The sequence below is a fragment of the Bacillus sp. FSL R5-0523 genome, assembly GCF_037975295.1.
In the GTDB taxonomy this organism is placed as follows: Bacteria; Bacillota; Bacilli; order Bacillales; family Bacillaceae; genus Bacillus; species Bacillus subtilis.
Map to the genome: position 1 here is coordinate 3,904,858 of NZ_CP150251.1, position 13,175 is coordinate 3,918,032.

At 47.1% G+C, this 13,175-nt stretch carries 14 protein-coding genes; all 14 read right to left on the reverse strand.

The window, feature by feature from the left end:
* Positions 1-64: 64 nt before the first annotated feature.
* The 14 genes from deoR to NYE53_RS20070 all read right to left on the reverse strand — a co-directional run bounded on the left by deoR (position 65) and on the right by NYE53_RS20070 (position 13,159).
* A complete protein-coding gene (gene deoR, locus NYE53_RS20005; RefSeq protein WP_339246460.1) occupies positions 65-1,006 on the reverse strand; it encodes a DNA-binding transcriptional repressor DeoR in 942 nt (313 codons plus the stop codon).
* 133 nt (positions 1,007-1,139) lie between these two features.
* A complete protein-coding gene (locus tag NYE53_RS20010; RefSeq protein ID WP_015385093.1) occupies positions 1,140-1,967 on the reverse strand; it encodes a DUF1206 domain-containing protein in 828 nt (275 codons plus the stop codon).
* A gap of 72 nt (positions 1,968-2,039) precedes the next feature.
* On the reverse strand, positions 2,040-3,152 hold the full coding sequence (gene eutH, locus NYE53_RS20015) for an ethanolamine utilization protein EutH (protein ID WP_339246462.1): 1,113 nt from the start codon (positions 3,150-3,152) through the stop codon (positions 2,040-2,042).
* Positions 3,153-3,221: 69 nt separating this feature from the next.
* Positions 3,222-4,559 carry an MmgE/PrpD family protein gene (locus NYE53_RS20020; protein ID WP_339246465.1) on the reverse strand — a complete coding sequence of 446 codons (1,338 nt, stop codon included), beginning with the start codon at positions 4,557-4,559 and terminating at the stop codon, positions 3,222-3,224.
* A complete protein-coding gene (sndB, locus tag NYE53_RS20025; RefSeq protein ID WP_339246468.1) occupies positions 4,556-5,698 on the reverse strand; it encodes an N-acetyl-sulfur-metabolite deacetylase SndB in 1,143 nt (380 codons plus the stop codon). Before sndB ends, NYE53_RS20020 begins: the two co-directional genes overlap by 4 nt.
* A gap of 16 nt (positions 5,699-5,714) precedes the next feature.
* Complete coding sequence (locus NYE53_RS20030; protein WP_339246470.1) at positions 5,715-6,464, reverse strand: amino acid ABC transporter ATP-binding protein; 750 nt, start codon at positions 6,462-6,464, stop codon at positions 5,715-5,717.
* Positions 6,465-6,476: 12 nt separating this feature from the next.
* Positions 6,477-7,151, reverse strand: coding sequence for an amino acid ABC transporter permease (locus tag NYE53_RS20035; protein ID WP_339246473.1), 675 nt, complete (start codon positions 7,149-7,151; stop codon positions 6,477-6,479).
* A 22-nt stretch (positions 7,152-7,173) separates the two neighbouring features.
* A complete protein-coding gene (locus NYE53_RS20040; protein ID WP_003227109.1) occupies positions 7,174-7,968 on the reverse strand; it encodes an amino acid ABC transporter substrate-binding protein in 795 nt (264 codons plus the stop codon).
* A gap of 24 nt (positions 7,969-7,992) precedes the next feature.
* Positions 7,993-8,490 (reverse strand): sulfur-containing aminoacid acetyltransferase SnaB, encoded by a 498-nt coding sequence (snaB, locus tag NYE53_RS20045; protein WP_043858340.1) that lies wholly within the window; start codon positions 8,488-8,490, stop codon positions 7,993-7,995.
* A gap of 13 nt (positions 8,491-8,503) precedes the next feature.
* Complete coding sequence (locus tag NYE53_RS20050; protein WP_042976841.1) at positions 8,504-9,829, reverse strand: LLM class flavin-dependent oxidoreductase; 1,326 nt, start codon at positions 9,827-9,829, stop codon at positions 8,504-8,506.
* A 431-nt stretch (positions 9,830-10,260) separates the two neighbouring features.
* Positions 10,261-11,247: a penicillin V amidase gene (yxeI, locus tag NYE53_RS20055; protein WP_339246475.1), complete on the reverse strand. Its 987-nt coding sequence runs from the start codon at positions 11,245-11,247 to the stop codon at positions 10,261-10,263.
* Positions 11,248-11,391: 144 nt separating this feature from the next.
* Positions 11,392-12,204, reverse strand: coding sequence for a sugar-phosphatase (gene yidA, locus NYE53_RS20060; protein ID WP_133954152.1), 813 nt, complete (start codon positions 12,202-12,204; stop codon positions 11,392-11,394).
* Between the two features lie 39 nt (positions 12,205-12,243).
* The gene (locus NYE53_RS20065) at positions 12,244-12,801 is read right to left on the reverse strand and encodes a hypothetical protein (RefSeq protein ID WP_327828845.1); all 558 of its coding nucleotides are present in this window, start codon (positions 12,799-12,801) and stop codon (positions 12,244-12,246) included.
* Positions 12,782-13,159: a DUF3255 family protein gene (locus NYE53_RS20070; protein WP_336155444.1), complete on the reverse strand. Its 378-nt coding sequence runs from the start codon at positions 13,157-13,159 to the stop codon at positions 12,782-12,784. The genes NYE53_RS20065 and NYE53_RS20070 overlap by 20 nt, the downstream gene beginning before the upstream one ends.
* Between the last annotated feature and the right edge of the window lie 16 nt (positions 13,160-13,175).

The window sequence follows — 13,175 nt, forward strand, 5'->3', positions numbered from 1 at the left end:
AACCGACTTTTGAACATATGTAAATTGGTAATTGAAATTTTGTTCAACGAAAGGTTTGAACGTGTCACAAATCATTAACAAGCGCCCTTGCGGTATGCTGGTCAATGATTAAAACGTTGGCATATTTTCCGGTTAATGCTCCGTGAATGGAAGATACTTTTCTGCTTCCGCCGGCAACTAAAATGGAGCGTTCCTTCAGTCTGAGGTCTTCAAGCTCAACGCCGATGGTCCGGTCATTGATGGCGCTGCTGCAAATATTCCCTTTCGCATCAAAAAAGCGTGAACAAATATCCCCCACGGCCTGTTTTTTCAGCAGGGCTTTCTCTTCTTCGTTAAAATATCCGAGCCGGAACAACAGCGCTTCGTCACGGACAGTCCCCACCGTGAAGAGAGCGATATTCGCCTGCTTTCCCATCTCGATGATCCGCTCAATATGACGGTCTTTCTCCACCATTCGCTTCACATCCGCATTATCAAACACGACGGGAAGCGGGAGATAGCGCGGCATCGTTTGAAAAGCCTCTGCAAACAGCTGAATCGTTTCAGCCGAATACGTGTTCACCCGGGAATGGCTGATGCCGCCTTTCAGCTGGACGACCTCGACGCCTTTTACCTGCTTCGGCTGCATGTTTTGCGCGATTTGATACATGGTGGTTCCCCAGCTGACGCCGACAATGTCGCCGTCTTTTACCGTTTCATGCATATATTCTGCACCATAGCGGCTTAGGTCATGTGTAATTCCTGCATAATCGGGTGTCGGGGAAAACACAACATGCGCCTCGAGGAGACCATATTTCTCTTCAAGCATGGAACCGAGCGCATCCAAATCCTCAAAAGGGTCTATGACGCGAATCTGGACATATCCTTTTTCCTTTGCATATTGCAGCAGCCGGGAAACGGTTGGCCTTGAAATGTTGAGCTGCTCAGCAATTTGCTGCTGACTGTAGTCAGACTGATAGTAAAGCCTTGCCGCTTCTATGCTTAATTGTTGTTTTTCCCGATCCATTCTGCACCTCCCTGTGGATCAGTCCTGATAAAACTGCTTTTGATTTGCTTTTATTATACAGGCTGGCGCCGGCTTTCATCCACCTGATTTCTAAGAAACTGAAAAACGCTCTGGGCGCGGACCTGCCCAGAGCTTATTTCTCCCAGGTCATATGCTGATAAATGCCTTTCATAATGGCGTACATTCCATATAGGATCAGGCCTAATGCCAATATAGACAGAATCAATTTGCCATGCGGCTGCTGCGCGAGTTCGGCGAGCGCGCCGTCAAAGCCTCTTGTGTCGTCAGGATCAGCGGTCATGGCTGTCTTAATGAGAAAATAGCCGATGGCTGAGAAAATAATGGCGCGGGCGATATTGCCTGCGCGCCCGGTGTTTTTCGTGATGCATATCATCTGTTTGTTCATTTTTGATGTATCGAATTCTTTCATAAAAGCAGCCCGAACGCCTTTCATAAATTGAACAATCGCAAATACGATAAAACCCGCACCCGTAAGCCCTGTGAGCCATTGGCCGAATGGCTGCGCCAATACATAAGCGGACCACGTCTGTTCTGAAGTGCCGCCGTCCCCTTGGCCAAACACAAATCGCAAGGCATTCCAAGCGATGGATGTATAAACGGCGGCACTGAAAAAGTTTCCTATTCTCCGTGACAGGCCTCGCCTGCTGTTTCCGTGCCCCTCTGTGTCCTTGATTGCGCTTAACACCATCCAGATCACATAGCCGATAAGGCCGATGCCTATTAAAAAAAGCAATAGTGACCCATACGGCATGCGTGATAGCGTTTGGAGAGCTCCGCTCGAATCTTTCGCGCGGCCTGCCCCGGCAGCCGTCATAAAGGCCAAAACCCCAAGCAGAATAAAAACGCCGCCGAATGCAAAATAACCAAGCCTCCCGAATCGCTTGATCCAAGGCTTGGTTTCCTGTTTTATTTTTGACATGTACCGGTCTTTCACCGCCATGTGTCCAACCCTCTTTCACAGAAGTCTTTACCGTAACATTCCCGATTGGACAAAGTTGAAACAGCTTCTGCCTCAGCTATGGCCGGCTGAGATACGTTTTTGCTGATTAGCTGATTGTGCAGGTGTCATCCAAGCAGCCGCTGCGGCAGCTGTGACTCCGCCTGCTAATTTCCCAATGATCATGGCCGCCGCCATTTCTTTTTTCATTCCAGCCACAAAACCGAGATGGCTGCCGAGTACAAAGGCGCCGCTGACCGCAAACGCGACATTGATGACCTTTCCTCTCGGCGTCATATCCTTTAATGAAGCCAACATTGGGATATGATGTGCCAAAGAGGTCACTAAGCCTGCTGTTGCTGTCTCATCTAAATGAAGGTGTTTCCCCAGGGCCTGAAGCGGTTTTTTAAAGGTTTTTGTAATAAAAGCCGTCATTGGAAACGCCCCTGCCAAGGCAATGGCGATGGTCCCTGTCGTTTGTATCCCTGTCTCGACATTCTCCATTCCCGGAATCAGCACAATGCCGGTCATCGTTTCAACAGAAACAGCTGCAAGCCCGATAATCGCAACCACACTGACCGCTTTCCCGAAGAGATGAAACAACCGAATCATTCTGTCGGTGTATCGCCATAACCCAAAAGCGATCACAGCAGATAACAGACTCGGGATCAGAAGATTTTTACCTATCATGCCGATGTCAAAGCCTGCGCATAATCCGCCGATTAAGCAACCGATCGGCACTGTGCACAGCCCGATTAATATGCCTTTCGCAAAATACGGCTGATCCTCTTTTTCGATGATGCCAAGAGCGACGGGAATCGTGAAGACGATTGCCGGTCCCATCATTGTTCCTAAAAACACCCATGAAAACAGCCCGGCCTGCGGATCTTTCGCCATTTCTCCAGCCAGCGCATATCCTCCCATATCAATCGCCAAAATGGTGTTCGCAAAGGAAGAAGGGTCCGCGCCAATCGCTGTGTAAAACGGAGCAACAATGGGAATCAAGATTGCTGCCAGCACGGGCGCCAGCGACACAATTCCGATCATGGACAGCGCCAGCGGCCCCATAGCCTTAAAGCCGTCCGCAAACCGCTCGCCTAGCCCCCATCTGTTTCCCAAACAATAATCCGCCGCTCCCCATAGTAAAAAGGCAGCCAAAATGAATACAACCGCGTCATTCACCGTCATGGTTTTCTCCTTTTTCAAATGTATGATTGATTTTATCATATCATCTGAAATCACCGAATAGAGTTGATCTTATTCAATATGAGCTAAAAATTCTTTTATATCGGCTTTTTCAACGGCTGTTATGATTCTCCGCGCTTTTTCTTGCGGGACCGTTAATGTCAATTTTTCTTTTAAGTCTTCTTCAGACAGCTCATTTCCTGGCGCCCCTTTTGGGCAGTCCACACGCGCTTCGCAAATCCGGCCGTCTGATAAATAGGCCCGGACAATCGTGAAACGGCCTTTTGGAACGGCATGAGGAGCCGGCTGAATAGCATTGTCATATACGCGCTGAATTCGCCCCATTGTCGTTTGAACCCCGCTTGGGATCGGCTGGCTGCTGAAATGTTCAACGGTCAGGCCGTGTCCATGCAAAGCAAGAGCAATCACATATTCAACGCTGAAACGGCCTTCCTCTCCAGTTTTTGGAGATCTTTCCGTCAATGCAGCATCTCCGCCTGGCGGAAATATCACTTCAATACGTTCGGTATTGGCAGCAGAAATGGTTTCTTCGGAGATAAGCTGTCGTACCGCATCTGCAGCATGGTGTGCCGCGGAACAAAATGGATAGATTTTAAACCATAGACCCGGCTGCACAATTCTCCACGGTGCCCCCCAATCGTTTAGCAAAGTGTGTTGTGCTTTTTCAACGTCACCGTACAGACTGAAGAAACCAGTTTCTCCATCAAATGCCGTGCGGGACCCGCCAAATTCTGATTGGGCCAGCTTAACGGCCAGCAAGCCAGCCTGAGCCGCCAAACCGGCGTGCAGCGGTTTCATTTCTGTTCCAAATTGCACCCTCATCCCAGCAGATTGCGTAGCCGCAAAACCAATTGCTTTTTCCAGCTCTTCCTGAGTCAGCTCCTCAGCATAACCTACGGCGCAGGCAGCAGCGATGGCACCAAGCGTTCCTGTATTATGCCAGCCCTTTTCATAGTGGCGGCTGCCAATTGATTCTCCCAGCCGTCCCATCACTTCAACACCAACAATATAAGCGCCAAGAAGCCGCTCGTCATGTCCGCGAGCGGCAGATGCAATAAGGACCGGTACGATGACTGCACTGGGGTGTCCTCTTACATCGGAGTGGACATCATCAAAATCCAATGCATGGGCGATAAATCCATTCAGCATCGCGGATTGTAATGGCGCAGCCTTTTTGCCCTGTCCGATAATAGGAACAAGGGGCCGGCCTCCTTCATCCTCTATCAGACGGAGGAGCTTTTGAATTCCTTTATCTTCTCTTCCTGCGAATGAAGCGGCAGTAAAATCAAGTAATCCTTTTTTTGCTTCGCGAATCGCGTCAACTGAATGCTCAGGTTGTGATGTTCTCACAGCCGCTGCAAGACCTGCTGTCAGCCCTTGTTTGCTCATTTGATGGTCTCCAATACAATAACCGCCAGCTCCGCAAAGTATTGTGAGGCAACCGTAAGGGCATCTTCATCCAGTGTAAAGGCCGGATGATGCCACTCCTCCGTCCCGTTCGTTCCCATCCAGACAAAAAATCCCGGAATCTTCTCTTGATACAGAGCGAAGTCTTCTCCGCCCGGAGACTGCTCAGCGTGAACGGTTTGATAGCCAAGCCGTACCGCAGCTTCGGATGCTGCATTCAAAAATGTGCCGTCATTCTGAACGGAAGGCAAATAAGGAAACCACTTGAATTCTGCTTGTGCCCCATAGCCCGCTGCAATTCCTTCAGCCACTCTTCTCATATGCTCCGGAACAGCCTGCCTCGCTTCTTTTTGAAAGGTTCGAACCGTCCCCTCCATTTCAGCTTGGTCTGGAATTACGTTCCACGAGGTGCCCGCCTGTACTCTTGTAATACTGACGACTGCGTTTTGCAGTGAGCTGATATTGCGGCTGACCACAGATTGAAGCCCGCTGATGATTTGTCCGGCTGCAGCGATTGGATCAATACTGTTATTTGGGATGCCGGCGTGTCCGCCTTTCCCTTTGATGACGATCTCAAACCGGTCAACACTTGCCATAAGCGGACCTTCCTTTACACCAATGGTTCCGACAGGCAGATCCGGCTTATTGTGCATGCCGAAAATCGCAGAAACGTCATTAAGTACGCCAGCTTCTAGAACCTTTCTTGCTCCTGCGGCAATTTCTTCGGCTGGCTGAAAGATAAAGCGGACTGTACCTTTCAGCTCGGCCCTTCTTTGATTCAGCAACATCGCTGTGCCAATAATAGAAGCGGTATGAAAATCGTGTCCGCATGCATGCATTGTGCCATCAACCTTAGATGCAAATGGGAGATTCGTCTGTTCTTGGATCGGGAGCGCGTCAATATCCGCTCGTATTGCTATCACGGGGCCGTCTTCCCGTCCTTTGATTTCTGCAATCACACCAGTCTCCAATTGAGGAACATCAAGTATTTCGATTTGCTCCTCCTCAAGCCAGCGGCAGATTTTTTTCGTCGTTTCAATCTCTTGAAATGACAGTTCAGGATGTTCATGAAGATCACGCCGCATATTGATTAAACGGGTATGAAACGCTTTGTCGGCCATTGTTCTTCTCTCCTTCTTATATAAGCTCTGCAGGCTCTCCCACCTGCTTGATAAATCGTTTCGTCCGTTCGTTTTTCGGATGGTCAAACAATTCCTCTGGCGTTCCCTGCTCGATAATATGGCCGTCTGCCATAAAAATCACTTGATCAGCAACCTCTTTTGCAAACGCCATTTCGTGTGTAACAATGATCATCGTTGTTTGTTTTTCCGCAATGGACTTGATGACCTGAAGCACCCCTGTGACGAGCTCAGGGTCAAGCGCTGACGTTGGTTCATCCAGCAAAATCGCATGCGGATTGACCGCAAGCGCCCGGGCGATGCCGATTCGCTGCTGCTGGCCGCCGGACATTGTGATCGGATAGCTGTCAGCCTTATGCTCCAGACCGACTTGTTTCAGAATCTCCATTCCAATACGTTTCGCTTCGTCGCGTGGTTTATGTTGAGCCACGATTAAAGCTTCTGTAATGTTTTGCAGAGCCGTTTTATTTTTAAACAGATTGTAGTTTTGAAAGACCATGGCCGTTTGCTGGCGAAGCCGATATGCTTCCTTGCGTGTAAACTTTTCCGCGTTCAGTTTGGCTTCTCCGATTTCAATAAGGCCTTGATCCGGACGCTCTAATAAATTTAAGCACCGGAGAAGCGTTGACTTTCCGGAACCGGACGGACCGATGACTGCCACCACTTCTCCGCGTTTCACTTCTAGATCGATTCCGTCGAGCACGACGAGATCTTTAAACGCTTTGCGAATATTTTTTACTGTTATCAACTGATTTCACCTCTAAGTCCGGTATGGCTTGCTCATGGCACGTTCAAACAAGTCCTGCAACATGCTGTAGATCATGGTAAGAACCCAATAGACGATCGCAACCGCCAAGTACGTCTCAAAATATTTGAGGTTTCCTGAAGCGTACATCTTCCCTTGGGCGAACATCTCCATGACCCCTAATGTAAAGGCCAGTGACGTTTCTTTCAGGAGCCCGATAAATGTATTACCCGTTGCCGGAATCGCATTTCGGATCGCTTGCGGCAAAATAATACGTCTGTATGCCTGAAGTTTTGTCATACCGACAGACAGGCACGCCTCCAGCTGCCCGTCATCAACAGAATTGAGGGCGGCCCGGAAGATTTCTGCCAAATATGCTGCATTTTTTAAGCTTAACCCGATGATGGCAGCTGTGAGAGCTGTCATTTTGCTCATCTCTGGAAACAGCTGCGGCAGCCCGTAATAGATTAAGAACAGCTGCACCAGTGTCGGCACGCCTCGGAAAAAGGATATATACAGCTTTGACAGCTGATGAAGCACTGGAATTTTGTTCTTTGTAATGAGTGCGAGAATAAGTCCTCCGATAATGGCAAAAATCATAGCCGCTATGGCCATAAACAAGGTGATCGGAAGGGCCTGAATTAAAGTCGGGAACGCTGATATCATGAATTCCCAATCAATCGTGTTCATTCTGGTGATTCACCGCCGTTTCTTAATGCTTCTGTTCTACTGTGATATCTTCATTAAAGTATTTTTCAGAGAGTTTTTTCAGTGTTCCGTCTTTACGCAATTCATCTAGCGCCTTATTGACTTTTTTGCGGAGCTTGTCGTGCGCATCGTCCTTGGCAAATGGGAATGCAACCTGTTCGTAAACAATCGGATCTCCTGCAAGCTTTAATGGCAAACCGGTCTTCTTGATTTGCGCGATCAATACAGTTCGGCTGTTGACATAAGCGTCTACACGGCCGTACGCAACATCCTTCAGCGTACCCTCTTGTGTTTCATACGTTTTGATATTGATTTTTTTATCAGGATCTTTGCTTTCAAGGTTTTTCGCGTGGTTTGAACCGAGAACGGCTGCGACTGTCTTGCCTTTTAAATCGTCTACTGATTTGATGTCAGTATTGTCTTTTTTGACGACAATCTGTGTTCCCGCATAAGCGTATGGTTTCGTAAAGTTATACGTTTCCTTACGTTCGTCTGTCACAGCTACCTGGTTGGAAATGGTGTCAAGCTTGCCTGTTTGAAGCTCTCCCATCAGCCCGCTGAATTCAAGCAGCTTCCAGTCCAGTTTCATGTCAATTTTCTTAGCGACTGCTTCCATCACTTCCACGTCAAAACCTGTCAGCTTTCCGTTTTCTTTATAAGCAAATGGGTAACTTTGTCCTGTCGCACCGACATGAAGCACATTGTCATCCTCTTTACTGCTGCTGTTTCCGTTGCCGCAAGCTGAGAGCACCGCTAATAATGCAGCAACGACCAGCACTGTCCATTTTTTCATCTTCATTTGATTTTCCCGCCTTTTCTATTTTTATAGATCATGTCGCAATTGTTTTTTCATATAGACTGTGATATGCCCTTTTCCAAGGTCTTGTTCACCTGAGCGGACATATCCTTTTCGTTCGTACATCTCAATCAGCCACGGATGCTTATCCGCTGTTCCGAGTGAGACAAACGGAACCTTTAACGTATCGCGAAGGATTGTTTCCTCCAGCCATTGAAGCAGCTTTGTTCCGATTCCTTTTTTACCGGTGTCGGGGTCCACAGCAAACCACCAGATATGCGGAACGCCATACGGTCCCGGCTGTTTTCCCCAAGGCATTCTCAAGGTGATGGTCGCGATGATCCGCCCGTCTTCTTCCATGACGTAGCAAGCATTTTCCCGAATATTTTTCAGCACCAAATCCAAATCCGCATGAGCGGCAGCAAAACGAATGCCGAGCTTTCGAATCGGTTCATAAGCCCGCAATGTCAGCGCGAGAAGCTGTTCGGCATCACGTTCAACTGCAAGGCGATATTGTGGCTTCATCTAGCGTTCCTCCTTACTTTGTATAGCGGTTTACCGGCTTTTCCAAACCGAAGTGCTCTCGTAATGTTGTGCCTTCATATTCTTTTCTGAACACGCCGCGCTCCTGTAAAATCGGAACCACTTGATCAACAAACACTTCAATTCCTTCTGGAAGAAGTGGAGGCATGATGTTAAACCCGTCACACGCTTTCTTATCCACCCATTCCTGCATCTTGTCGGCGAGCTGCTCCGGCGTGCCGACGAAGATATGGTGGCCTCTGGAGCCTGCAACGTATTTGTAAAGCTCTCGTATCGTCATATTGTCACGTTCAGCCATCTCCTGAACAAGCTTGAAGCGGCTCTTCACAGCATTTGAAGCTTCTGCGTCAAGCTTCGGCAGCGGCCCATCAAGCGGATATGCCGACAAATCAATTCCGCCTAAGTAATTTTGGAGAATTTGCAGACCGACAGATGGGATAATCAGATCTTGAAGCTCCTTGTATTTGGCTTGCGCCGCTTCTTCTGTATCAGCAATGATAGGGAAAATACCCGGCATGATTGCAATTTTTTCTGGATCACGTCCGAATTCCGCAGCCTGTTCTTTAATGGATTGATAAAATTCCTGAGCTGATTCCAGGTGGTTTTGTGCTGTGAAGATCACTTCTGCTGTTCTGGCAGCCAGCGCTTTTCCGTCTCCTGATGATCCTGCCTGGATAATGACCGGCTGGCCCTGCGGCGTTCTTGAAACGTTCAGAGGTCCGCGAACCGAGAAATATTCTCCTTTATGGTTCAGCTCATGCATTTTTTCTTTGTCAAAGAATTCACCCGTTTCTTTATTACGGATAAAGGCGTCCTCTTCCCATGAATCCCAAAGCCCCTTTACAACCTCGACAAATTCCTCTGCCCGCTGATAGCGCAAATGGTGTTCAAGGTGCTTTTCCCCGCTGAAATTCAGCGCTGTGGATTCAATAGATGAAGTGACGACGTTCCATCCGGCACGGCCATTGGAGAGATGATCCAATGACGCAAACTGTCTGGCAATATGGAATGGCTCGCTGTATGTAGTGGAGGCTGTTGCTGTCAGTCCAATTTTTGATGTGACCTGCGCCAAAGCAGAGAGCAGGGTGAATGGCTCGAACCTTGTTAATACATTTGGATGTGATTTGCTGTCAATTGAAAGACTGTCCGCTAAAAACAGCATATCCAGCTTGCCTCGCTCCGCTGTTTTCGCAAGCTCTTTAAAATAATCCAAATTCATGCTCGCATCTGACGGCGCGTCCGGGTGCCGCCAAGACGCAACATGATGGCCTGTACCTGCTAAAAATACCCCTAATTTGATTTGTTTCTTTTTGCTTGTCATGACGATACTCCTTTTATCATGTTTTTAGGCTGAATAATCCGAAAAATAAACTCCTATATTCCTAGTCGTTTAATATGAATAAATCAAAATGTACCTTTGTCTTGGACGTTTGTCAATGAGTTAAGATTAAATTTTTCTTTTTAAGCTGAAAAGAATCTCGCAGAATCATGGGGCGGCATTTGTGCAACCTGTATACTGGCAAAACCAGTCTGATACTGAGACTCGTTTTGATCCAAAGTTTATATAAATGTAGCTTGTACCTTATCTGTACTTCCGACCATACGCATTTTGCCGCCGCTTTTGCTCTTTGCTAATAAACGCGCGTGATCGCCGTCGTAGAACGGTCCATTTTTCCACTCATTCAGAAGCTGAGACATCACATAAAAAAATAAGCTGATCCCGGACTCATACCGAAATCAGCTAATTGAATCTTAATTAAGTTCTAGAATACTTTCTTCTGCTTTAGCAGAAAACACTTTAGGCTCAAGGCGGTCTAGGTCTTCATGAAATAAACTCACTTTTTGGATTTGCCGATTGTCATAGTGGTGGAAATAGTAGTTTCCAGTTTCGTTGCACATCACGGAAGTATATTGCGTATAATGAATTTCGTCTTCTTCCGTTATCACTGCGCCCTTTGGTATCGTCATATTTGCCAAAATGTGAAAAGCGGCTGTTACACCTTTCGTTTCATCGGCCGCCGGCTCTAGATGTTCTTTCAAATAAACAGCTCTGACAAACCGGGAAGGCGGTGTATAATCCCCCGGCAGACCAACAGTTCCTAAGCCTTGGCCAAAAGCAGAAAGGGCTAATCCGCCCATCTCTTTGCTCTCTAATTGCTTCGGTCTGATTCCTGTATATTGCTGCAGATTGGTTACATGCCATATAAAGTCGGGGCTGTTCGTCATGACACCAGGTTGATTGTCATAGACTTTGAGGCCGTCTGCTCTCGGTTCTATCGTCAGGCTTCGGCCCGTCCGGTCTGACAATATCCAGTGAAGCGGTAAAACTGTATCCAATAGATCTAATTTTTTCTCTACAATCGTTAAAGATCGAATCTTTTCTTTTACGTCTTCCAAAGACTGACAGACTGACAACACCCATGTCACAAACTCATGCGGGGCAATGTGAACGGTATCTTCCCGTATCGTTTTTTCGTACTCTGCATAGCCCGGAAAATAAAGTGCAGCACACGATAAACCGTTTTCATTAACGCCGTCTGCAAATAGAATATTACCAAGTTTTCTTCCCATACCGATAAATGCGTACTGTGTCTTATGAGCCTTTCCGTCAGCTTCACTATTCCAGCTGTAACGCCGTGGATAGAGAATGACCTCCGTCCCCAGCTGAAATGCAAAATCCATTGTTCTCGCTAATACATGTTTACGGTCAGCAGTTTCCAATGTAAGACTTGTGCACATCTGATTCAATCCCCTTTCAATTAAATCGTACATTTTGTGAACAACTTGTTTTATCAGCATAACGAAAGTCAAATCGATTCGTCAAAGAATTGACATTACATCTAATAAAACGAAAAAATCCAGCCTTTAGAAGGCTGGATTTCATTATTTCGACAAAACAAGCTCATGAATCGCATGTGCAACGCCATGTTCATTATTGGAGCGCGTTTGAAAGTTTGCGGCTTCCAATACTTCTGGAATGGCGTTTGCCATGGCAACCCCGCAGCCCGCCCATTCGATCATTGTCAGGTCGTTCCCGTTGTCGCCTATGCTCATGACTTCAGCCTGCTCGATTCCGAGCAGCTGTGCCAGCTGGCGTACAGCATTTCCTTTGCTGGCTTCCGAGTGCAGAATTTCATAAAAGAAAGGCGCGCTTTTGACCATTGTATATTTTTCTCTCACGTCTTTTGGAATCGAAGTAATGACGCGGCTTAAGTTCTCCGGTTTATCAATAAACATCACTTTCGGGATGAGGATATCTTTTGGCACCTCGTCAATCTTGCGGAAATGAAGCGGCACCTGTGTCACATAGGATTCGTATACAGTAAATTCGCTAATATCCCGGTTAGGCGTATACAAATTAGATGAATCAAAGAAATGCATCGGCGTCTTCAGCTCTAAGCTTAGGTCATATAATGAAGTCAAATCATCATAGCCGAGAGACAGCTCCGAGACCACTTCATTTGTATGCGTATTTTGAACAAGCGCTCCATTATACGCAATGACATAGTCGCCTTCTTCAATTAAATTCAGTTCATCTAAATATCTCTGCACACCCCCGATAGGCCGGCCGGTGCAGAGCACAATTTTGACACCTTCCGCTTTTGCCGCGTGAAGGGCGTCGCGGACCTCCTCTGTTACTTCATGATGATCATTTAAAAGTGTTCCATCCATATCAATTGCAATTAGTTTGTACATCCTGCATCTCCTTCATGTCGTTTTCAGCCTATAGTCCCATCATATCGTTTTTTCTTTTTGATATTCAACCGGAAGAGATGGTTTTCTCCGGATTCTGTTTAGACGCCGCCCTTGTCTTCGGATACGCAAGCGCGGTTTCCGCTTTCTTTCTGCCTTGACGCCGTTTTCTGCTTTTTTCTGTTTCATCAGCAGAAAGCCGGCAGCTAGAAAAGGAATGCCGGTTATATTCAAGATGGCAAGCTTCACACCCGCAGCGATCAAAAAGAACCCCCATAAAGATGAAGAATTCCGTCTGATCATGACGTAAGCCGCCATTTCCAGAACGATCAGGATGGCATGAAGCACTATGCCATAAATCAGCAATACAAGGGCAAAAAACAACACATAATTCACGATTGCCCCTGAGTACATCATAGCGCGCATCATTTGTATAAACGATAAGGAATGCATGGAGCCGCTGATGACATTAGGGTTATAGATCGTATAGTCACTAAATACATGTTTGACTTTGAGAAAAGCCCATAATATAAATATCCACTGAATGATATGTAAAACAAGCCCCGCTGCCACCAGTCTTTCAGCTTTTTGATTTCTCATCTTTCTCCTCCCTGCCGGTCTTTGATTCGATTCTTGTCATCGTTTTTGTCTGGCCATTTTGCTCCCATATCAATGTCCCGTTTTCTCCTCTTTTCAGCGTGCTTTTGAGCGGATAATAGGGGCCGAGGTACTGAATCTCGATAGACCCGTCAGTGCTTTGGGAAATCACCTTGTATGCCATAAAAGGCAGCTGTACCTCTCCTCTTCCTTCCATCACTTCCGTTTCCACAACCTCGTCTTCGGTAAATGTGACTGTTGCTGATTTCACGCCATCCGCTGGCCCGGGGGCAAGCCCCTCATCCCACGTTCCGTAATAAAACGGTGTCTCTTCTTTTTGCTGTTGGCAGCCCGATACCATAATGCATACAGCAGTT